The organism is Desulforhopalus singaporensis, assembly GCF_900104445.1.
Classification (GTDB): Bacteria; Desulfobacterota; Desulfobulbia; order Desulfobulbales; family Desulfocapsaceae; genus Desulforhopalus_A; species Desulforhopalus_A singaporensis.
In genome coordinates this window covers 1-22,289 of the sequence record NZ_FNJI01000025.1, presented here as the reverse complement: position 1 = coordinate 22,289, position 22,289 = coordinate 1, and the positions used below count along the sequence as shown (strand labels likewise).

The 22,289-nt window shown below is 52.1% G+C and carries 14 protein-coding genes, 1 pseudogene and 2 riboswitches; of the genes and pseudogenes, 3 read left to right on the top strand and 12 right to left on the bottom strand.

The features are described 5' to 3' along the window. Positions 1 to 19 precede the first annotated feature (19 nt). The 5 genes from BLQ17_RS15670 to BLQ17_RS15650 all read right to left on the bottom strand — a co-directional run bounded on the left by BLQ17_RS15670 (position 20) and on the right by BLQ17_RS15650 (position 9,902). On the bottom strand, positions 20 to 922 hold the full coding sequence (locus tag BLQ17_RS15670; RefSeq protein ID WP_092224522.1) for an HAD family hydrolase: 903 nt from the start codon (positions 920 to 922) through the stop codon (positions 20 to 22). Between the two features lie 173 nt (positions 923 to 1,095). Then, positions 1,096 to 2,766, bottom strand: coding sequence for an exodeoxyribonuclease V subunit alpha (gene recD / locus BLQ17_RS15665; RefSeq protein WP_092224520.1), 1,671 nt, complete (start codon positions 2,764 to 2,766; stop codon positions 1,096 to 1,098). After that, entirely contained in the window at positions 2,759 to 6,316 is a 3,558-nt protein-coding gene (recB, locus tag BLQ17_RS15660; protein ID WP_176761266.1) for an exodeoxyribonuclease V subunit beta, read from the bottom strand. Before recB ends, recD begins: the two co-directional genes overlap by 8 nt. Next, positions 6,300 to 9,494 carry an exodeoxyribonuclease V subunit gamma gene (gene recC / locus BLQ17_RS15655; protein ID WP_092224516.1) on the bottom strand — a complete coding sequence of 1,065 codons (3,195 nt, stop codon included), beginning with the start codon at positions 9,492 to 9,494 and terminating at the stop codon, positions 6,300 to 6,302. The genes recB and recC overlap by 17 nt, the downstream gene beginning before the upstream one ends. 108 nt (positions 9,495 to 9,602) lie before the next feature. Further along, positions 9,603 to 9,902 (bottom strand): hypothetical protein, encoded by a 300-nt coding sequence (locus BLQ17_RS15650; RefSeq protein ID WP_092224514.1) that lies wholly within the window; start codon positions 9,900 to 9,902, stop codon positions 9,603 to 9,605. Between BLQ17_RS15650 and BLQ17_RS15645 the strand changes: the two genes are divergently transcribed. Beyond that, positions 9,903 to 10,988, top strand: a complete 1,086-nt coding sequence (locus BLQ17_RS15645; RefSeq protein WP_092224512.1) for a hypothetical protein — start codon at positions 9,903 to 9,905, stop codon at positions 10,986 to 10,988. It begins immediately after the preceding gene. Positions 10,989 to 11,208: 220 nt separating this feature from the next. On the opposite strand, the gene BLQ17_RS15640 is transcribed toward BLQ17_RS15645, so the two are convergent. The 6 genes from BLQ17_RS15640 to BLQ17_RS15615 all read right to left on the bottom strand — a co-directional run bounded on the left by BLQ17_RS15640 (position 11,209) and on the right by BLQ17_RS15615 (position 18,879). Beyond that, the gene (locus BLQ17_RS15640; protein ID WP_092224510.1) at positions 11,209 to 11,529 is read right to left on the bottom strand and encodes a GYD domain-containing protein; all 321 of its coding nucleotides are present in this window, start codon (positions 11,527 to 11,529) and stop codon (positions 11,209 to 11,211) included. A gap of 165 nt (positions 11,530 to 11,694) precedes the next feature. Beyond that, complete coding sequence (locus BLQ17_RS15635) at positions 11,695 to 12,183, bottom strand: Crp/Fnr family transcriptional regulator (RefSeq protein WP_092224508.1); 489 nt, start codon at positions 12,181 to 12,183, stop codon at positions 11,695 to 11,697. Between the two features lie 208 nt (positions 12,184 to 12,391). Further along, a riboswitch (cyclic di-GMP riboswitch) is annotated at positions 12,392 to 12,465 on the bottom strand. Positions 12,466 to 12,562: 97 nt separating this feature from the next. Beyond that, positions 12,563 to 15,238, bottom strand: a complete 2,676-nt coding sequence (locus BLQ17_RS15630) for a PSA repeat domain-containing protein (RefSeq protein WP_092224506.1) — start codon at positions 15,236 to 15,238, stop codon at positions 12,563 to 12,565. Between the two features lie 183 nt (positions 15,239 to 15,421). Further along, positions 15,422 to 15,502: riboswitch (cyclic di-GMP riboswitch) on the bottom strand. A 91-nt stretch (positions 15,503 to 15,593) separates the two neighbouring features. Continuing rightward, entirely contained in the window at positions 15,594 to 16,388 is a 795-nt protein-coding gene (locus BLQ17_RS15625) for an alpha/beta hydrolase (RefSeq protein WP_092224504.1), read from the bottom strand. Between the two features lie 26 nt (positions 16,389 to 16,414). Continuing rightward, a complete protein-coding gene (locus BLQ17_RS15620; protein WP_092224502.1) occupies positions 16,415 to 16,885 on the bottom strand; it encodes a universal stress protein in 471 nt (156 codons plus the stop codon). 302 nt (positions 16,886 to 17,187) lie between these two features. Further along, a complete protein-coding gene (locus BLQ17_RS15615) occupies positions 17,188 to 18,879 on the bottom strand; it encodes a potassium channel family protein (RefSeq protein WP_092224500.1) in 1,692 nt (563 codons plus the stop codon). A 246-nt stretch (positions 18,880 to 19,125) separates the two neighbouring features. Between BLQ17_RS15615 and BLQ17_RS15610 the strand changes: the two are divergent. Next, positions 19,126 to 20,252, top strand: a pseudogene (locus tag BLQ17_RS15610) (IS3 family transposase). 134 nt (positions 20,253 to 20,386) lie between these two features. Here BLQ17_RS15610 and BLQ17_RS15605 read toward each other — a convergent pair. Then, a complete protein-coding gene (locus BLQ17_RS15605) occupies positions 20,387 to 21,610 on the bottom strand; it encodes an IS256 family transposase (protein ID WP_092224498.1) in 1,224 nt (407 codons plus the stop codon). Positions 21,611 to 22,051: 441 nt separating this feature from the next. Here BLQ17_RS15605 and BLQ17_RS15600 point away from each other — a divergent pair. Next, positions 22,052 to 22,289 (top strand): DUF4372 domain-containing protein (locus tag BLQ17_RS15600; RefSeq protein ID WP_143005526.1); only part of this gene is annotated, 238 nt, incomplete at its 3' end.

Below are 22,289 nucleotides of genomic sequence, written 5' to 3'. Positions count from 1 at the left end.
CAAGGTCCTGCCTGTCAGGTTATGTCATTTTGAGCCATGACGCAGCCGCCTCTGAAACCCCTCCGTCGTTGTTGGAGGCGACGTTTGCATAGAGGGCCTTAAGGGATGAAGGCGTGTTTTCGGTGACAAAACTGATACCTGCCCACCGCAGCATATCCTCGTCGTTATAATCGTTGCCGACCGCACAAACTCCACGACGATGGAGGCCGATATTTTCGCAAAGCCAGTTTATTGCAGTACTTTTGTTTACCTCCGGGGCAAAAATCTCAATCCAGATCGACGTATGATCAAGCGGAGAAGTTGCCTTTATCACACTGAGTTCGGGAAATTGCCCCTTGATCTTCGCCGCGGCCTGATGGCCACTTTCCGCCGGTACTATTGCCAGCACCTGGGTGGCCGGACCGAAGCGCAGGAGCAGTTCATCTGTCAGGGGAGTAGCGAATTCGCCATAGATCCCCAGCCTGGTCTGAAAATCATGGTTTTCCCCGCCAAAGGATTTATAGATGAAATGATTGGTCTGTGGCACCGGGCGCTGCACCATATAGTCAATTCCAAGCATCTCCAGAAAACCGCAGACTCGCACCACATCACCGTGGGGCAGGGAAAAGGACTTCAGAATATCTCTCCGGGGAAAATTCATGATACCGGCCCCTGTGGAAAAGATCACGTAGTCGACCGGCAGCGGGCTTGTATCAGAACTCTGCTGCAGCTCGGCCACAAGTTTATTGAACGAAAAAAATGACCGTCCCGTTGCGATCGCGGTGACGATATCCCTGTCCTGCAGGGCTGCGAGGGTGTCGATTTCAGTTTTCCGAATAACTTTTCCGTCGGTCAGAAGCGTCCCGTCAAGATCTGTCACAAAAAGTTTTCGGCTATTGACCGGTCGATACCCGGTGTTGTTTTTTTTCACAAGATCCTTCATAAAACCTTCTCAACCCGGAGAGTCCACTTTTCTACAAACCTACAAACTGTATTTACCATAATAACAACAGGTTGTCAGCAACAGATCGACATCCCTATATATCTTTTCAGAAAATCTGCGACACCGGATCGCCCGCTGATGTGAGTCGCAATAAGAGTGGGGCAGAAACCGTTTCAGCCACTGGTGCGGCCGCTGTCTATACGCTTGCACAACCCGGATTGGCGGACAGCAGTGCGACCAAGAGCGCATCCTAAGATTTCCCTGGAAGAGTGTATCCACACCTGCTCCCTGGCTCTTGTCACCGCAGTATAGACCAATTCCCTGCTCAGTATCCTGCTATCCTCTTCGGGCAAGACAACTACCACTTCGGTAAACTCCGACCCCTGGCTCTTGTGAATTGTCATGGCATAAACGGTCTGCAACTGCACCAGCCGGTTCGGCGAATAGCTTCTCAGACCGGAGTCGAACCGCTCAAACCACACCCTGAAGCGGCCGTCAGCCCCCTTGAGACAAATTCCGACATCACCGTTATACAACTCCAGGGTGTAGTCGTTTCTGGTTATCAATACCGGTCTCCCGTGATACCATCCCCCCGGTCGGCAGTCATAGCCCTTTGCGGCCAGCCATTTTTCGATGCTGAGGTTTATCGCTTCTTCACCGCGGCCGCCGTAGCGTACCGCGCACAGAACCTGAAAGCTGTTGAAAGCCTGGAACAAGCGGCGGATTGTCTGCTCATCCTCGCCATCGCATTTACCGGCAAGGTGCATATATCGCTCGTAACTTTTGCCCAGACAAGACCCCGCACCGCCTGACAGCAGCGCGAGGTTGGTTATCTGCGCATCTTCTGCCATTTGCCAGCATCCGCCCAGATCCCCCCGGTTTATCATTTCGGCAAAACGTTTAATGTTACGATCGAAGCGATATGTGGTCTTCAGTTCTACACTGTTTTCGGGCAGCGCCGTTATGAGATCCGCCAGTACCGCTCCGGATTCGACCGAGGCGAGCTGGTCCTTGTCCCCCAGCAGGATAAGTTTTGCCCCAGGTTTCAGGGCATCGACCAGCTTACACATCATCGCCAGGTCAACCATGGAGGCTTCATCGACGACGACCACATCCCAGGTCATGGGATTGGCCGCATTATGGACGAACCTGGGAGAATTGCGTTTTACCCCGAGCATCCGGTGGAGCGTTGAGGCGCTGGCGGGAATATTTTCCAAGATCTTTCGCACAGACTCCAGCCGGTCAAGACTGGCCCTTACCGACTCACTCAGGCGCATCGCCGCTTTTCCCGTGGGCGCCCCCAGCGCTATCTTCAACCGGCGCTTTTCCACATCCAGGATCAGGGCGAGAATTTTCACCACGGTGGTTGTCTTGCCGGTGCCGGGTCCGCCGCTGATAATAGTCAGTGATTTCCGGGAAGCAACCTGGGCGGCGTAGCGCTGATAGTTACCACCGCCGCTGTTGCCGCCAAACAGTTCATCGAGCTTTCTCGTCAGATCACCCGGTGGCGGAGCTGCCTGGGCGGCCGCAAGAGCTGTGATGTTCCGGGCAAGCCTCGTCTCATAGTGATCGTATCTATAAAGATACAGGTTTTGGCAGGCGACGATAAGCGGAGTCTTCCTCTGCTGTTTTTTGTCGGAGACGACCGGACTGTCCATAAGCGGTTCCAGGACAGCCAGGTCGTCCGGGCCAAGCGCCAAACAGCTGTGCCCCCCCTCCATCGCCTGCACCAGCCTGGCCACAAGGGCCATGAAGCTTTTGCGGCCGGCATCTTCCAGCGGGGTGCGACGGGCGAGGAAATCGGCGAAATAGTGCGCCAAAAAACTTCCTTCAATATCAGTCATCACTGCCCCCCCCCATCACCCGGCCAAGCGCTTCAAGGGTCTGGCGGTCGGGCAGAGTAGAGTAGACGCCGCTGCCCGACACAGCCGGGTTCATTCCCCGTACAAAAAGATACTTGACCCCGCCGAAATGGGTAAGATAATCGTATTGCGGCACAATGTTGTTCAGGTGGGTGTGCAGCACCAGGGTATAGATCCAGTATTGCAGGCCGTAATTATGCGACTGCATCGCGGCGGCAAGGCTGGCGCTGTCGTAGTCGCCGGCAAGATCTCCAAGATAGTTGGTCTTGTAATCTATGATATAGTATTTTCCGCGATGTCTGCAGACAAGGTCGACAAACCCGGCCAGGTACCCCTTCATCGTCTTGCGGCTCACGGGGAGTACGGTTCTCTCCCCGGCCAGCACCTTGTTCACCTGCTCCGTGACCATCGCCCCCAGATGAAAACAGAACTCCATCTCCTTCACACAGGTGCTGTCTTCCAGCTGACCAAGAGCCGTATTGCCAAACAGCGGCGTTGAGACAACGGTTTTCAGCAAGTCCAGGACCGAATCCACCTCACACTCCACCCCGTAGCTGCGGCACTGCCGACGACACTGCTCAGCCATGTTGTCGAGCTGTTCACCGCAGTAAATGGTTGAAAAAGAAAATTTTTCAAGCAGGTTGTGGACGACATTACCAAACCCCGCGCCAGCTGGCAGATCAGCCACGACGATTCCAGCACCGCCTTTACTTTTTGAGTCTTTCAGGACGGGGTGGAGTCTTTCGTACTCATAGTCGCTCATTGCCGCCATCGCCGAGAAAGAGGAGAGCTGCCAGTCGGTGAAAAGAGGTCTTGGCGAAAGCCCGAGCGGTTCCAGCTTCTCCTGCATCTTGCGCTGGGAAAATCTTTGCGGTTCTATTGCCGGATCGACAACCTCATGGACCGCATTTTGTCTGCCGGCAAGCCCGTCGAGTTGTTCCCGCTGAAGTTTTGCGGGGCAGGGACCGTCAGGAAAAAGGACATACCCCAGCGCCGAATCAAAGGAGTCGATGCCTCTTCCGCCATGTTTTTTCACATCCGCCCACATTACATAGCACCTCAATTTTGCCCTGGTAAGAGCCACATACAAGAGGCGCAGATCTTCTGCGTGCTGTTCGACGACAGCCTCGTTTTTTCGCGCCTCAAACAGGTCGGAGCCAAGGTCCACAACGGTCCGCCCATGATCATCGTAGCCGCTCACCTGATATTTTTCCCCGGCTATAAAATTACTTCCTCCCCAGAGGGAGGGGCAGAACACCACCGGGTACTCGAGCCCCTTGGCGCTGTGCATGGTCACCACCTGGACCGCATCCTCGTCACTTTCAAGCAGAAGCTCCGCGGAGTCATCGGGAGCCTGGTCAGCCATCATTTTCTTGAGCCACCTGACAAGTTGTCTTGCCCCAAGTTTTTCTGCCGTTTCCTGCTCCTGTATCAACTCCAGCAGCTGGTGAACATTGGCAATAGCTCTTTCGGCAAATCTTTTCCCGGCCAGCCGGACAAAGACCTTTTCATCGGTAAGCAGCCTGCCCATCATGGTAAGAAAACCCTGCTGCTGCCAGAGGCTGTAATATTCTGTCATTCTTCCCTGCCACCTGCTCAGCGCGTCATCGTCTTCCTCGAGGTTGAAGAGGTCGTTTCCCGTCAGGCCGAACCAGGAGACGGCCAGGCCGGACTTGAGCACGGTTATGTCGGCAGGATGACTGATCGCCTGCAGCACCAGAACCATTTCCCTGCATTCGTTGGAATGATAAACCGACTGCCTGCTGGCCACCACCACCGGAACACCGGCCATGGCCAGCTCGTTGCGAAATTCTTCGGCTTCTTTATGGGTGCGTACCAGGATGGCGATGTCTTTTGGTCCAAGCTCCCTGGTTTTTTCATCTTTTTTCCCCAGGACAAGAGGCGGCCGGGAAGCGAGGAGAGCAACGGTTTCAGCGACGACATATCCCCTGATGATTGTTCTGGCCGATTTGGCTGACCAGCGCCCGAGCTTGTCGCTATCGTTTGGCGGCAGCGAGCGGTAGACCATGGTGGCAAACGACCTGTTGCCTTGTTGCAAAAAGAGTTCATCCTCTTTTTGCGCGGCATCGATCTCCTGGTAATCGAGCAACTCCTTTTCATAGTAAAAAGGCTTTGTTCGCAAAACAAACAGATGGTTTACCGCTGCTACCAGCCGGGGGTGGGAACGATAGTTCCGGTGCAGGGTAAGAAGCCTCGTCGCTTCTTGCTTGGCCCTGAAATAGGAGTTGATATCGGCTCCACGGAATTTATAAATCGCCTGTTTGGGGTCGCCGATGAGATAAAGATGCTTCCGGTTGCCGAACAGGGTGCGAAAAATAAAATACTGGTCGCTGTCAGTATCCTGAAATTCGTCGATCAGGGCAAAAGAAAAGCGGTCGGCCAGCATTTTCTGCAGCAGTCCGCAAGGTTCGTTCTTCAGGTGCTCGGCGAGATTGAAGATGAGATCATCGAATCCCAGGTATCCTCGGTCGATAAGCCTGCTACTCACCTCCCGCCGCAGATCAGCGGCCAGCTCGACCCTGAAGGCGAGAAGCAGTTCCCCGCACTCTTCCACAAATGAATCCAGCACCTTCCCCGGTAGCGGCCACCTGCTGAGGTAATCCTCTTTCTGGGCCTCAGTCCTGAACTTGGTGGCTTTCAGCTCGGCGGCGATTTTGTCAGGTGTCAAAATATCCAGGTTAGGTGGAAGCCTGGTGGTATCACCGGAGAAAAAGCGCTCGATTCCCGAGAACCACTGGTCAAATTCATGATATATCCTCTTTTTGAAATGATCCATTTCAATGCCGAGGACAAAACACCCCTTAAGGGATATTGCGTTTTTTTCCCACCAATCGACCATAGCGGCCAACGATGAGCCAAGGCTGCGGGCGACATCGGCAACGGGGCGGCAGGAAGGGACTATGGCGCAGCCGCTGTTGCCGGCAGAAGAAACCGAGTCGAGCAGCTCCGCCGGCGAAGACAGCCGGGAGGTAATGAGACCGCAGGCAAGCGGCTCCATCGAATAGAGGTGCTTACGCCAGAAATCCTCGACCACCTGGTTCCGTACCTGCGAGATATCAGCCAACAGCTCCAGGTCGAACAGCTGACCGCTTTCAAGGGCGTGATCTGAGAGCATCCGCTGACAAAAGCCATGGATGGTGAATATCTGAGCCCGGTCAATGTTCATGAGTGCTTCGCCGATCCTTGCCGCTGCCTGCGCCCTGTCGGCGATTGTTTCAGCCCACGCCAGCAGCGTATCGTCAACCTGCTCTTGTTCCATATGGCTTGCCAGCAGCAGATTTCTTGCCTCGACCATCCTTGAGCGGATGCGGCTCTTGAGCTCTTCCGTTGCAGCCTTGGTGAAGGTTACGACCAGAATCTGATCAAGAGCAATGTCCAGCTCAACCAGGGCGCGCAGCACCAGCATGGAAATAGCGTAGGTTTTCCCTGTCCCGGCGCTGGCCTCGACAACATGGATTCCTTGTGACAGGACCAGAGTGGGAGCGTCGAACACCTCAAACTTCATGGCCATGACCATTCCTCCAAAAAGCGCACATCAGTTCCTCTGCCAGCAGACCAAAGTCGGGTCCTACCACAACTTGTCCGCTGGCGTCGCCAAAGAGCAGCTCCGCCTCCGGCTCATATCCGCGGTCAACACGTTGCTGCATTTCCTTTGCAGCTTTTTCAAGCGGGGAGTCTTTTGCCCCTCGGCTGCTTAACCGGCACCTTGCGTAGGCCAGACCCGGCTCGACGAAAAAGGGCAGCGGTGCTTCGCATCCGGCCAGATACAACTCCACCAGCCGCTCAAGCGACACCCCTTGCTGCGTCCCGGTAAATGACACCGGTTCATCAAGTGTTACGAGAAAGGTCGAGATCCCGGGGATAAGCTGCCGGGCAACCGCATGGTTGATCCCGGCCAGAAGAAGATCCTGGCCCCGCAGAGAACCGTAGCGGTATAGCATCACCCCTTTTTCATAGATGTTTTCCAGAGTTCCCCGCAAAACAGTCTGGCCGACCCTGAGTTCAAAAGGGTGGTCGTCAAGACGCTCCCCTGCGTCTGTGAGCTGCGAACCGAACAGTTCCACAGCTCGCAGCCGCTCAAGAAAATCAATTCTGCCCACTTCTCCCAGGGGCCATTCACCTTGGGTCTGAAGTTTCAGCAGCAGCTCATCCCGACTTCCAGGCTGGTCGGTCCTTTGTTGGATCACCGCGTCCACCAGAGCCTGCTCTGCCTGGTATTTTGCCAGCCCCGACAACGTAAATATTTCCAGATCGGATTGATCCTCGGTTGTCGGCTCGAGGTAAATTCCAACCCGTTCGCGGATAAAATATTTTTGCGGATTCCTGAAAAAACGCAACATCTCGACAAATTCCACAGAGTCGGCGGCAACAACTCTGCGGCCCTGCCACCAGGGTCTTGCCACCTCTTTATCGCCCCTTATAATCTTGGCGACCTCGCAGAAGTGGTGGCTGTAACTGAAAAGGTGCCTGTCATCCTCCCTGCTGAAGTATCTGGCGCTGAACGGATGGAGGGGATGGTGAACGACGATCTCTTTTACTCCATAATCGTTTTCCAGCACCTCAACAAGTTCGGCAACGACTACAGACGGCGGTATTTTATCGTTGGTCTTGATCGACTGGCCGATATAACTCAGATACAAGCCTCTTCTTGCCGACAGCATCGCCTCGAGAAACTGGTACCTGTCGTCATCCCTTGGCGACCTGTCACCCGGCCGCTGCTCCAGTGTCATCAGGTCAAAGGTCTCCCCTTCCTTGTTTTTAGGGAATTCACCTTCGTTGAGTCCAAGGATACAGACCGCTTGAAAAGGTATCGAACGCATGGGAAGCATTGAACAGAAGGTGAGCTGTCCTCTTAAAAATCCGGAGCTCGATCTGGTTTCGCGGGCGGTCTGGGCGAACCAGTCTGTTATGGTGTCGAACTCAACGAGACAGTGGTTGAAGCTCTGCCCCGCTTCACCGAGTTCGGCGATGATCAGACGCAGATCCATAACCTCCTGCTCTGTGCTATCCCCGAACAGGAAATCGACATATTCTCGCAACAGTTCCGACCAGGCCACCAGGCTGTACTGGTTTTTAAAATCGTTTCTGCCCCGCCCGACAAGTTCTATAAACCGGCAAAGACCGCCAAGGGGCGCGGCGCCCTGTCCTTCCAGTTCGCCATAGGGCAGCACGGTGTCGACAAAGCCGTCGGAGTCTATTGCATACCCCATCAGGAGACGGTCAAGCCCGGCTCTCCAGCTTGATTCGCCAAAAGACGCCAGCCCGTCTTCAGCTCTCTGTTCCCGTGACAGCCCCCAGCGGATTCCGGTCTCGGCAACCCAGTGCTCGACCTGCTCCAGATCCACCTCCGACAACTGAAAGTTACGATGAACAAGGGGCTGCTGCATAAGGTCCATCACCTCGCTCACTCCGAACCTGCCTGCATAGAGGCCGAGAAAGAAAACGAACGTCCCGATGGCATTGTTCTGAGTCCGCACGCTCCGGTCGGCAATAGAGTGCTGGATATCGGCGAAGACACTTGGAATCAGGATTGAATAGTCCTGGATGTCAGGCGCCATGACGACAATGTCACGCAGTTCAAGAGAATCATCGCAGTGGAGAAGATTGAGGATATGATCTTTTAACACCATCAGCTCGCGCAGTTTAGAATGGCACGAGACAATCTGAACGGAAGGGTCGACCAGGCAACCGGCCTCACTGGAGGAACACCTTCTCCCGTGAAACAGGTCAGCCTGGATTTTTTCCAGGAGCGTCAGCTGCCTGTAGTCCTTTTCCTCAAGGGGATCCTGGTAACTGGCAAACTCCTGGACCTGCGTTACCCCGCTGAGCATCATGTTCTGCAGATCCCGGCCCTGCCTGCCCAGAGCCGCCAGCAGCGGGTGGTATTCGGGCGCATCCGGGTGCAGGGCGCCATCGGTGTTTTCCGCTTCAAGCCGCCGCCGGTCTTTTCTGCCCGGAGTATCCCCCCAATAATTCCTACATGGGGAGAGCAGGAAAAGATGCACATCCGCATGGTGTGCCAACAGCTCAAGAAACTGCAGATAAACCGGCGGCATGGTGTGGATGCCAAGGATCGAGATCCGCCTCGGCAACCTCTGCACCGCCTGCCCCCCTGCTTTGAGCTCTGCACATATCCGCTCAAAAAGCACACCCCGGTGAATGTCACCACCCCGTTGGGCGATCAACCGCTGCCACAGGGCACATTGCCATCTTTCGGCGGGGTGATCCGTCCCGGGTCTGTCCTTTGACCAGCCGGCAAGCATATCGCCGCGCATCAGCTGGTACTGGTCGAAAATATTCGCAAGTTTTCTCGCAAGCTGTAACCGCTTTCGCCCCTTTCCATCACCCTCCAGGTATCTGGATATCGGTGCAAAGACGGGGTCGTCAAGATCGCGGAGCATTCCCTCGATCCGCCAGCTGAGCACCTGGCGCTGAAAACCGTTTTCCGACATTTCAAGGCGCAGCCTCCGTGCCGTCTCCTCCAGAAAATCGATGGGCAGCAGGAACTTGAAATTACAGCAGCAGCCGAACTCATCCGCGAGGGTCTGGGTAACCATTCGCTCCATTCCCCGGCTCTGAATCAGAAACAGTTCTGGCTGGAAGAAATCCCTATCCCCGTCGACCCTGATCACCTCGACCAGATGGCGGAGCAGATTTTCTGTCCTGTTGGAGACGTGCAGATAAAACATAGGGATCCCGGATGGTAATAAAAAATATTTGGCGTACTCCGGCCTTTTCCTCGTTTACAGAAGAGATGAGTCTTTGTATTATCCGGCCTTGGAATCCCGACTGGAAGACTACCTGCCTGTCAGATCGACCCCGGCGTACTCATATATGCCGTAGATGAGCCCGGCGATGATCCCGATGGCGAAAAACAATCGCAATCGTCGATCCCAGGGAACCTTGTCCCCACCGGCCATATACTGCAGAAGGGCTACGATAAAATAAGTGATTCCGGCAACAAAAGGGGCTGTCTGCACAATCTGCCAGAGTGTTTCCTTCAGCGTTTCGATAGCTGAACCGCCGATACGCGTATTGAAGACGACATAGAGGACAGCCGATACAGAAAATGTGATTTTACTTCGAAGATCTTGCATATGAATTTACTTGAACCTGTCTATTTCCCGGTAACGGATATCTCGTCCATACGCCAATATCCGGTTTTTCTCCTGTTTCCGAAAATTCACCTGCTGCAGCCCGTCGAACATGAAACGCCGGCAATGGCCGAAGAGAACTCAGATAGTTTCATTAAATCAGGTTTCTGTCAAGTAGATACTCCATGTCCTCTTGGAGAAAACCGCAATCGTTTCCTGCACCTGGTCAACGATATCCGTTTAAGGACCGACGACTACGCCGCCCAGCTCAGCTCCCTGACCCTCGCCTCCATGGCGACAGTCACCGACGATCACGAAAAATCCGAACATTCGATAATACAACAGTTGTTCACCCCGAAAAATCTGCAAAAAGATCAGCTGGACAGACAACATGAGGCTAAGTTGTGGCAGGCCCGCCTGGTCCTTGCCATAGCCGACATCCTAGACCGTGAAAGTGAAGAAATCGCGCGAAACCTGGCCGTTCTTGACGATTCCACCGCAAACCTTATCAAGGAACTCCACGGCGATGACAGTTTTGAACCGGACAATCCATTTGATGAGCTGCGCCAGATAGAATCAGGGCTTGGGGCCGCCCGGACTGGAAATATTAGTGCCAGATTCAACGCCTGGCACACGCTGTTAAAACAAACCCAGCTGAAGACCGAGCAGGTTTTTGTCACCATGGGCCAGGATGCGGCGGATATCATCATAGAAAAATATCAGGCGAAAAGCTCGGTTGCACCACTTGCGGCACCGGGACCCAGAATTCCGGCACTGATCGGCATGAAAGGCGATGAGGCGGTGGCTACTGTCTCCAGTTTCCATCACCAAAACCTCTCGATTGTCGATAGCTTTAACCATACATTGGCGAAATGGTGTAGTGCGGACGTCGCCGACGAAGCCGATTTTGCAGGGTCATTTATCCAGGTGGCAAAGCAGTGGGAGGGCATCGTTGAAAAACACTTTCCGGAACGGAAGTGGGGCCGAAAAGACGTAACAACCTATCTGTTTCCAGGCCACAACCTGGAGACCATTTTCAAAGAAGGAGAAACCGCATCCGGCAACATGGCGGTGGTGGTTATTGACTGAGCCCGCTGTCCACAGGAGAGCTGCGCAGATATTCCCGGAACCGTCCAAACGTATCTCTACGCCGTCCCCACATCTTTTACGATATTGGCCGGGTCATGGACCGGCAGTCAAGAGGACAGCCCCACCGTACCCGGGCCAACCCTCCTGGCAAACAGGAAAAGAGACGATCGTTTTCCTGATGGCTGCATTAAAACTCTGCCGCAGCCGGACCCTGTGGGGGTCATGCTCCCGGCGGATGCCATTGCATCGTCTGTTTGACCGCCCGGTCGACCTCTTCAGGGGTGACCAGCGCCGTAATGCTCACTTTTACCGTGCCGCTGGCGTTTGCAATCATCGTCCCGGTGATGGCTTTCACATTATCCTCTGTTTCGAGGATGATAAAAAAATCGGTACCGCCCAGGGCGTAATAGTAGGCTTCCATTTTTCCGCCTAAAGACTCGATCGCTTTCCTGGTAACCTCCACCCGCTTGGTCCCGCCATCTTTCATGAGTCCTTTCAGTCCCTTATCGGTGTATGAGCCTTGATACAGATATTTGGGCATAATTCCCCTCCGTTTTGCAACAAACTGCGCCAGCTGTTTTTCGAGTTTACCTCTCAAAGCGGCTTAAGCTTCACGTCTCTGCCGAAAACAGGCATGACAGTTGTCCGGCCTGCTTTTGTTTTTGTAGCCGATAGCCTCTTTGAAAAGCTCTTTTTCATCCCCCCGTTAACCGGTAGTGTACGACTCGATATCCTTGCCAGAACCAAAGGAATACTCCAACCCGTCTGAGAGGTCGGCCGGTTCAAGATGATAGCTGTGGATCAACCTGTTGCCGAGCATTCCGGCAAGTCTTTTATAAAATTTCATGCCGTTGACCGGATCTTCCTCAACTATTTCATCAACAAACTCTTTGGTGAATCTTATAAACGTGGTCTCCTTCAAACATTGGGCCGACGCCGTATAACTCTTCATCCCCACCAGGCTCGACCAGCCGAACGCCTCCCCTGCGTGGTTGACAAGATAGGTTGTCCTGCCATGTTCCCCAAGGCTTATCCTGATACTTCCCTTGACCATGATGAAAAAGAACTCGGCTGGTTCTCCCTCCTGGAACAACTTGAATCCCTTCGGATGCGTTTCCTTCATCCCGGAACCAATAAATTTCTGTACGAATTCCTTATCCATCCCCCAGAGCAGATCTGATTGTTGCAAATACATAGTCTACCTCCTTCCGGTTGCGTCCTCCTGAATCCGTTCTGCAACTTCTTTATAAGAAGTTGAAGTAATCGCATACAGACCGGCATGTAACTGCACCATGAACAGACCAAGAAGGTTTCATTATCCCCTGTTTAATTAATAACGTGCCGACTCCAGCCGGTTTTACTGCCAATCCCCTATAAAACCAAACAGCCGAACCACCCTGTTTTCAGGCAGCTCGGCTATCGGTCATGACCCGTGGCTTTCCGTCCCTGCCTTGCGGCAGGTTTGGCTTTATCTGTGTTTTTAAAAGACGCTTTTATCCATAGTTAATTTTATGTCACCCCTTTAGTGCAAGTCAAGAAGCTAAAACACTCGGGGCTGCCTGGCAGCCGCAGGGTCACAGGGAAACACACGTTTTTGTTTTATTATCCCAGGTACAGGACGGCTGGGTAAGACATTCGCTTCTGGTTACAAAATCCGAACACTGAGTAACCTGAATTTCCTGGCAGGAACCAGTGTTCGGATTGCCGTTCCATGTACAGTTCGGGTCGCCGTTGCAGCCGGCCTTATCGGTATACACCGCACAGACGGGACAATCGGCATCACTGAAATCGACATCTCCATCACAGTCGTTGTCCAGGCCGTCGTCGCAGGAAAGTTCGACATTGGGCTCGGTCGGCTCAAGGGGTATGCACGCAACCGTTTCTACCAGGGTACCGTTACTGCAACTCCTGGTGCCGGTACTACTGCACACTCCGAGACCGCAGACAGTGGTTTCGCTCTGACCGTCGCAGTCGGTTCGGTCGTCACAGTCGACGGCACCGTCAAAATCGTTGTCCAGTCCATCAAAACAGAAGGGATACTCTATAAGCGACGGACACTCCGGGGTTCCGCTGCAATCAGTGTCGTTGCAGTCGACGATGCCATCACAATCGTTGTCAACCGTGTCATCGCAGATTTCCGGTTCCGCCACACACGCTGCACTCCCCCAGACGGCGGTGGCCATGACCTGGGGCGGCACCATCGAATTATTATTGGCGTCTTTGGCATTTACCCAACCATCGAGAAAATTTTTCCCCTCGTCGGCGAGGAAAAGAGAGACGGGATAGGGAAAGGGTTTCGCTGGATCACCAGGGCCAGCACTGACCGCCTGGTAGAGAAACTGCACATACTCCCAACTGGTCCCCTGGTAATACAGGGTAAGATCCGCGGCAACCGCACCCTGGGGCGCAATTTGGGCTATATCGAATTCATCCCAGTGTTGATACACACCGCCCGGCGCTCCTCCATACTGACCGTCCGGTACCGGCAGGGCGTTTCGTTTACGTGCCTCGTCATAGCTCATCCGATACGGGGGGATCCGGTTATCCGAAGCCACGTAATTATTAAGCGCAAAATGAAACGTCTGATAATAGCTTCCGGGTTCAAGTGCCGCCAGCTGGCCGAGGGTAAAATCAACCCGCCCCGTTATACGGTCAAAGCTCAGGGGCATAGCCTCTGGATAGCCCAAGCCGACCAGCATATCCGCCCACTCCTGGGTCATGGCGGGATGCACCTCGTAGACTTTCAGGTTCGGATCTTCAAGATTTATGATCGATTTAGGTATAAACTCCTGCTGATCTCTGGGGTTCACCATTATGACCGGGTCTCCGTTGTTATCGACAAGGGGGCCCCAGGCGCCGATTTCATGGTCTGGCAGCTCCGCTCCCGAGCTGTCGTACCACTTGATGTTCAGCCACATCCGCCTTCCTTCTGGATACCCGGTTATGAGTTTATGTCCGGTCATATTGGTAATACGCACCATGTTACCGGCGACATCAAGGGTTGCGGCCTGGCTAAGATGTGATTTGGCGCGTAAAACTCCGTCATCAAGCGCTTCAACCTGCTCTGCGGTCAATCCGCCTCCCAGACGCAGGGTTCCCTGCTGGTCCTGGTATTTTACCAGAGGATAAACCCAGTAGTTGCCGCCGGTCTGGTCATGCATCGGCTGGTCAAGCCTGTTGGGCGCGCCGTTTTTATCACAGCCTCTTCCCGTTATCGCCCTCATATGACAGGTCTGGCATGAAAAATATCGCTTTGACGTTTCATCAGGGTTCGTCGCATCGTCTATATAATTGGCGGAGCGGGTCTCCTCCGTCGTTGAATTCATATAGGCGTTATACAGAGAACCCCGAGGATCCTGCAGATCCTGGGGCAGGCTCCAAAAGCTGTCCACCAGGGTCGCTGAAAGCGGACTTGATTTATATTCACTGAAAGTCCTCTCCACTATACCGTAACCGTAAGGAGGATTATTAAACGCCGCTTTTTCCTCCCTTAACCCTCCAGGATTTGGCGCGCCTACCGGGGCAAAATCCCAACTGTTCACCACATCTGGCGCACCATCCTGGGTGCCGCTGTTTGGCGCGAGATCACCGACAGCTGGGTTGGATACATCGTGGCAGGTGCCGCAAAAATCAACATCTCTGTGAAAATTCGATTCGGTGAACTGATGCCTGGCAACCGTGTCGCCGTAAGGACCGAGTTTTCCGTAACTGTTGGACATGGAATACATGCCGCTGCCATAATACCCCTCCCCGGCCTGGGCAGGGTCAAGGCTGTCACCCTGATTCGCGATAAATGGATCCACCATAACACCGGTATGTTCCCCCATGTCCGGGTTAGTCATCTGGTGACAGGTATCGCAGTCTATACCGTTCTCATCACTAGCCCGTAACCCGGAACCGTCGGTGGGGGTTGAACGCCCCCCTATCCAGCCACCTGCACTGTGGCAGCGGATACAGAGATCGCCGACACCGTCAAACCCCTGTTCGGCAATAGCAAGCGTTGCCCAGAAGATCGGATCACGCCCCGCATTGCCCATGGCGCCTCCCATCCAGCCGAAACCCGGCTCAACCCTCGGGTTGGTTTCATAATTTTTATGACAGTTCAAGCACCTGTTCGGAGACTCCAGGCTCACTTCAAGGGGTTGTGTGCCCGGCATGTCAATTTCCGGCGGGACGACAGCGGCCCCCCACAAAACCTTGGGAACTGAAAAGCAGTAGAGTAGAGTTGCGGCAACAATAATTTTTTTCATTTTTATTCCCCTCCGGCAGCTTTATTTCCACTCACAATCGAAGATCATTGTCCCCATGGTCCTGACAGATAGATGCGATCATCAGACATCTGGATCACCCGTCAACTGCATGTTCCTGAAACCGGTTCTGTTTTTGAAACAGCCTGTTGACGGGACAATAAAAAAGCCGGACCACCTTGAGGCAAAGGCAGTCCGGCTATCTTTTTACGTTTAAGACCCGTAACTTTCCGTCCTTGTCTGTCGACAAGTTTGGCTTTTTCTTTTTTATCACTCCGCTATTACACGATGCGCACGTTTTATGATACTGTGGGCTGTCGCGAAAAACAACACCACAGCGTGGTACTTTTAATAATATTTATCGGTCTATTACTTCAGCAATTCCCATAAAGGTCCGCACTGCCTGTTCGTAAACCGGATTTGCGCAGACACTGCTGTGATCGACCCCTTCTATGATCACTGCTTCAACCAGTTCGGGAGGCAGTAAGGCAATGAGATCATCACTTCTTTTGCGCGGAACGACCAGGTCATCTTCCGCCGTCACCACCAGTATCGGCATCCGGAAGCCATCAACCTTGTCTACCGAGGTATACCGGTCCTTTAGCATAAGGGATACCGGCAACAGCGGATAGTGCGCTTTGGCAACATTCACCATGGAGTCGAAAGGGGTCACCAGGATAAGCTTTTCCACCGTCCTGTTTGCTGCAAGATCCATGGCCACCCCGGTACCAAGACTCCTGCCCACTACAGAGACCCTTTTGTATCTTTTATCTGCATAATCGAAAAGCGACGCAGCATCTGCGTACAGTCCTTTCTCCGTCGGGGTACCGGTACTTCCGCCGTACCCCCGGTAATTAAGCAGGAACACTGAATATCCGGGGAAAATTCGTTTAAACTGTTCAATATTTAGGGCGACGTCTTCAGCGTTGCCGCCGAAATAGAGGACGGCCTGGTCGTTATCCCCTTCAAGCTGCCAGACTTTTAACACTTCTTTGCCGCTTTTGAGCCTGACAACCTCAATATCGCTGCGATAAACCTCTGCGGTAGGGAAATAGAGCATGGAGCGCTGCATTACATAGAGCAGCAGGCAAAGCCCCGCATACCCCGCGACAACAAGCAACAATAACGTGACAGCGGTTTTAGCGATCATCATCTGATTTTCATACCACCACGCCCACTCTATTTTTCCTTCGCCCTGACCATCAACACCGGGACACTGCCCCCTCTCATCACTTTATCGGCTACACTGCCAAAGGCAAAACGTGACAAGCCACTCCGTCCGTGAGTTGACATGGCCACCAGATCTGCGTCGATTTCCTTTTCTACCCTGATAATCTCCTCAGCCGGATTTTCACTTACCGAAACTTGGCAGGAAATGGAAACATTTTTCTGTGTTAGCCCGGCACTTACATTTTCAAGGTAAATTCTTGCCGACTTTTTCATTTCCCCCAGTTCCCTGTCTGTATAAGGAACCGATACCATCTCTCCCCCCCGCAGGTTAACCGTGTGCCATTCTGCAGTGATGACGTTGAGCAGGGTAAGTGCGACCTGTTCTCCCGGACCAAGCCTTGCGATTAATCCTTGGATATAGGCAAGGGCTGCTTCACCTAATTTAGAGCCATCCAGCGGTACGAGAATTCTCTCCGACATATCAGCCTCATCTTATTGAAATTATCCCGACAAAATTATCACGACATCTCCAACCGAAGTAATAGAGCTACGACACCTCCCCCACAGGTGACCTGCACCGGTGTTAGATATCTTTTCAGGATGCACCTGAACAACCGGCAACAGCGGCAGGGGCATGGCCTCGCTCCATTACTTCATGGTATCATCCGGACAATGCCGGATGCAATGCAGGATGCACCTGTACAGAATTTACAGCTTGTAACATGGAAACGAAAAAAGCAGACGAGCACCAGCGGCGATTCGTGTTGGTGCAGGAGGCATCCCTAGAACAGATCGGTGAATTTCTTTTCCGCCTCGGTCGTGCCGATAAGAATAAGATCATCATCGCCGTTAAGCGGGATCATCGGGTCGGGACCGACCAGCAATCCCTGCGCATTTCTGATTGCCACGACACTGCAGCCGGTCAGGGGCCTGATCCTGCTTTCAACCAGGGTTTTGCCTGCAAGAACGGCCGGCATCGGCAGGCTGAAGATATTGAGTCCTTCGGTGAACATTGAAATTTCATCGGTTTTCAGCACATTGATTACGGCATTGGCCCCCATAGATGCATATGACAAGACCAGGTCAGCTCCAGCCATGTGCAACTTGGCCACGTTGCGTTCGTTGGTGGCCCGACATATCAGCTGCACCTCGGGCCGCAATTGCCGGCAGTAAAAGCTGAGGTATATATTCATGGCGTCATTGTGGGTGGTAATGATCACAGCCCTCGCCTGCTCGATCCCGGCCTGCTTGAGAACGTTCAGATCAGCAGCATCCCCGTGGATAAAATCGTTACCTGCTCCGGCAAGAGAACCTTTTTTTTCAACTATCCTGTAAGGAATACCGTACTCCTTCAATCTCCCCGCAGCGGCAACACCAACCCGTCCTCCACCAAGAATCAAAACCGGATCGTCACCACTATATTCCGTTCCGGGCAGGGTGTAATACTTTTCAAACATTACCAACTGCTCCTCGGTACCTGCAAGCAGCAGAAGGGTAGACGGATGAATCATAGTCTCCGGTTGCGGGACTTCAAAATTGCCTTTTTCCCACAAGCCGATAATTATTGCTCCGGACTTCTGCCTTAAGTCCGTTTCAGCTATTATTTTCCCGGCAAGGCTTGTCCGCTTGGCCGAGATTTCACCAATCAACAGTTTGTCAAAATTGCTCACCCTGGTAGTAGCACTGCCAAAGCCCTGGGTCCTTTCGGCAAGTGACTCCCCAAGCATCTTCATAAACTGGAACACCTGGGTATTGCCGGGGAATTTCAGGATATCCAGGGAGTGCTCGTTATCAGCCGTGGACACTATCGGAACATGTTCGGAAATCTCTCTCACCGTAAAAGAGATATTGGTGTTTATGAGATCGTCATTGGTGGCAACCACCATCGCCGCTCTTTCGACCCGTAGTCTCCTGAAGGTCTCAGGATCATCCGGTTCGCCGATTACGACCTTGTAGCCGCTGTCCCAGAGCTCCGCTCCGTATTGCTGATCACCGGTGACGATCACATATTCATAGTTGCGCCTCTCCAGCTTCTCCACAAGCTTCATCGTAATCGGGTCGAGGTTGGTGATGATGACGTGGTCTCTTATCTCAGGAGACAATTGTTTCGGGGCCCTGTTTTTTGCGTGCTCCTCCAGCCACGGAACCCAGAAAAACTGGATAAAGGTGAACGGCAGCACGATCAGCATAAAAATGATCCCGGTCACCAGGACGATGATGGTGAAAACCAACCCCAAGTCACTGTGAAAGGTGATGTCCCCGAAACCAAGGGTCGACATCACGGTCAATGCCCAGTAAAAGCCTGTCACCCAGCTGTATTCACGTCCTTCGTACAACATCAGCACATGAAACAGGACGCTGTAGATACTGATCATCCCGGTCAAAAACAGCAAAAACCGCAGAAGCAGCCTCTGGTTTCTTCTGGCACCGGAAGTTTGAGAGAAAAAGGCCAGTTGAGAAAAGAGAAATTTCATGACAAACTGCATTCACCAATAATAATAGAGACTCAATATCCACAAAACGGATTTATCCCGACCAATAACCGCATATTGTTACCGCCTGCTCATCCTATCTGATAAGTATTGTAAAAGCAAAATCTTATCAATGCCAAAGCAGGAATTACCCGGTACATAGAGCTGAACCGAAGAATTAGAACAAGCCTCTAAGTGAAAAAGCTGCTACCTATGAGAACCTTATAGTGGTGAAAAGAAGGAGCAATTATTGCGAGGAGAAAGCGACGCAACCATCCAGCCAATTTTAAGGCGAAAGTGGCTCTTGCTGCATTACGCGGAGAAAAGACTTTAGCTGAGTTGACTGAGCTGTGCGAGGTGCATCCCAACCAGATCACAACCTGGAAGCGGTAACTGACTAAACAGGCCGCTACAGTATTCGGCAAAGACTCTGGCAAGGAGCCTGTCCCCGATCTCAAGGTTTTGCATGCCAAGATAGGGTAATTGACTCTGGAGAACGATTTTTTAGAAAGTGCGCTCAACAAGGCGGGATTGCTGAGCGCAGAGCGATGATCAACCGTAGCCATAGGCTGGCAATCAGCCGGCAAACAAAGCTTCTCGGAATAAGCCGTGGCCATGCCTATTGCCAGCATCGGCCGATGGGTGAGGATGATCTCTCACTAATGCGCCGAATCGACCAGATCCATCTAGAGCACCCTTTCATGGGCGCACGCATTCTTCGTGACCAGCTTGTCCGAGAAGGAAAAGCTGTTGGCCGCACTCGCGTAGGCACATTGATGAAACGAATGGACATAGAGGCTGTTTATCCAAAGCCAAAAACGAGCAAGAAACATCCCGGCCACGCCGTCTATACTTACCTGCTGCGCGGTATGAACATCGACAAGGCGAACCAGGTGTGGGGCTCTGGGTACGACATATATACCGATGGCTAATGGTTCTATTTGACGGCGGTTGTGGACTGGGCCAGCCGGAAAGTTTTGGCTGCGAAGGTTGCCATTACCCTTGAGGCCAGTCATGCAGTGGATGTTCTCAATGAAGCATTCGTGCACCATGACACGCCTGAGATCATCAACACCGATCAAGGCAGTCAGTTTACTGCGCTTGAGTTTGTCGAGACCGTTAAAAGCCAGGGGTGACGAGTCAGCATTGATGGCAGGGGTGCGTGGCGAGACAACATTTTTGTTGAACGCCTCTGGAGAAGCGTGAAGTATGAGCAAGTGTATCTGCATGCATATGACTCAGTTTCTGAGGCACGCAGATCGATTATGAGATATTTTGAATGGTACAACCGATGTCGACCGCATTCAGGGCTTAAAAGACAGACACCGGACGAGGCCTATTGCGAAAAGTTACCAGCCATAGACTTGGTGGTTTAAATTCTGGCAGGTTTTCCACTTAAAAAGATTAAAAAACTGTTCAAATGATCTGAGCCACCTCTTATTTGTAGTAGTCACGATTTGATCTGACAAATACCAAGACTCTGTAAATAATTCTGTGTAACTGCTATTTTTCAGATTTCAGAGAATCTATCTTCATATTCAATGAGAAAGCGGTTCATAGCCGGTTTCCAGTTCCGAATAGGCATGGTCCATCTTTCAGAAGCTTTCTGGATAGCCAGAAACATAACTTTAAACGCCGACGTGTAATTTGGAAAGATTCGTCGGTTTTTTATTGCCTTGCGTATTACGCTGTTGAGCGACTCGATAGCGTTTGCTGTATAGATAATCTTCCTGATATCATCAGGATAACTAAAAAGTGGTATGACATTCTCCCAACGACTCGTCCATGATTTTGAGATAGAAGGATAACGGCTATCCCACTTTTCTGCAAAGTTCTTCAACTCCATGGCGGCTTCTTCGGTTGTGATCGACTGATAAATACGCTTGAGATCAGTAGCAACCGACTTGCGGTCTTTATACGAGACGTATTTGAGTGAATTTCTCACCATATGAACAATACAGAGCTGGACCTGGGCTTTCGGGTAAACGGTGTTGATTGCCTCAGGAAAGCCGGTCAGGCCATCAACTGCTGCGATGATAATATCTTGCACCCCTCGGTTCTGTAGTTCTGTGAGAACAGCCAGCCAGAATTTGGCACCTTCCGTTTCAGAGAGCCACATTCCCAGGAGTTCTTTGTGCCCTTCTGTATTGATACCGAGGGCAAGATAGATTGACTTTTTAACCACCCGCTTGTCCTGATGGACCTTGATGACAATGCAGTCTAAATAGACAACCGGATAGATCTCATCAAGGGGCCGGTTTTGCCAGGCGATAACCTGGTCGATCACGGCCTCTGTAACCTTTGAAACAAGGGTGTGGGAGACCTCGGCCCCATACATTTCCTTGAAGGTTGCTGCAATATCCCGGGTTGTCATCCCCCTTGCGTAGAGGGCCAGGATCTGGTCGTCGAATTCGGTGAGACGGGTCTGTCCCTTCTTGATAAACTGGGGTAAGAAACTGCCTTGGCGGTCACGGGGAGTGGCTATCTCCACCTCGCCGATTTGTCCCTTGAGTGTCTTTTTAGAAGTACCGTTGCGGCTGTTTCCAGTTCCTCTACCCTCATTGGCATGCTTGGCGTAACCCAGATGTTCCTCCATCTCTTTGCCAAGCGCTGTTTCTACAGTGAGTTTTACAAGTTCACGGCTCAGGGCTGAGAGGTCCTTCTCGCTTTTCAGGTTCTTGGCCAGTTCAGCGGCCAAAGACTGCAGGATTTCTTTGTCGGATTCTTTGCTCACGTCAATTCCTTTTCTTAACGAAGTTAATTGATTGTAAGCAGTTACACAATTTTATTTACAGACTCAAATCGTCAGATAGTACGTGCGACAAAATATCTTGACGTTTTCCATCGAACGAAAAAAGCCAGACACCTTGGGCTATACCTTGATCATTTTTTATTGCAACTGGTATCTTTGGGCTTTTCATGCTCTTCATCTTTTGATAAGGCATGTATCACCCAACTGACGGATCTCCACAGCTTACTTTGTGGAATTAACTATGGAACAGCAGTGAAAAAATATGATAATAATTTGGTGCGTAACACTCATTCGACAAAATTGTATATACTACCTCACTCTTGTCCCAAATAGCATTTAAACAGGAAAACCCTCTTGTTAGATGTGGTATAAAGTTTTTACGCCAATAAAAACAGAGCCACAATCAACGAAGAGGGTTAGTCCATGATAAAAGGTTCCAGTTTGTTTAGTCAACTTCTTCAGCATTTTCCAAGAACAGAGTTTGCGCAGCTTGTTGCCAAGCACAAGGCTGAGCGCTGTTCGAAAGGATTTACCTGCTGGACCCAACTTGTCTCCATGCTGTTCTGCCATATGGCCCATGCCGATTCTCTCCGTGAAATTTGCGGCGGGCTCGCCTGTTGCTTAGGCAAGCTCCGTCATTTGGGGATTTCAAAGGCACCCA

Bases quoted from the DNA above. Each gene is read 5' to 3' on its own strand.
- BLQ17_RS15625 (WP_092224504.1), bottom strand. From the start codon at position 16,388: ATGATGATCGCTAAAACCGCTGTCACGTTATTGTTGCTTGTTGTCGCG.
- recC (WP_092224516.1), bottom strand. From the start codon at position 9,494: ATGTTTTATCTGCACGTCTCCAACAGGACAGAAAATCTGCTCCGCCAT.
- recB (WP_176761266.1), bottom strand. From the start codon at position 6,316: ATGGCCATGAAGTTTGAGGTGTTCGACGCTCCCACTCTGGTCCTGTCA.
- BLQ17_RS15630 (WP_092224506.1), bottom strand. From the start codon at position 15,238: ATGAAAAAAATTATTGTTGCCGCAACTCTACTCTACTGCTTTTCAGTT.
- BLQ17_RS15670 (WP_092224522.1), bottom strand. From the start codon at position 922: ATGAAGGATCTTGTGAAAAAAAACAACACCGGGTATCGACCGGTCAAT.
- recD (WP_092224520.1), bottom strand. From the start codon at position 2,766: ATGACTGATATTGAAGGAAGTTTTTTGGCGCACTATTTCGCCGATTTC.
- BLQ17_RS15620 (WP_092224502.1), bottom strand. From the start codon at position 16,885: ATGTCGGAGAGAATTCTCGTACCGCTGGATGGCTCTAAATTAGGTGAA.
- BLQ17_RS15640 (WP_092224510.1), bottom strand. From the start codon at position 11,529: ATGCCCAAATATCTGTATCAAGGCTCATACACCGATAAGGGACTGAAA.
- BLQ17_RS15650 (WP_092224514.1), bottom strand. From the start codon at position 9,902: ATGCAAGATCTTCGAAGTAAAATCACATTTTCTGTATCGGCTGTCCTC.
- BLQ17_RS15645 (WP_092224512.1), top strand. From the start codon at position 9,903: ATGAATTTACTTGAACCTGTCTATTTCCCGGTAACGGATATCTCGTCC.
- BLQ17_RS15635 (WP_092224508.1), bottom strand. From the start codon at position 12,183: ATGTATTTGCAACAATCAGATCTGCTCTGGGGGATGGATAAGGAATTC.
- BLQ17_RS15615 (WP_092224500.1), bottom strand. From the start codon at position 18,879: ATGAAATTTCTCTTTTCTCAACTGGCCTTTTTCTCTCAAACTTCCGGT.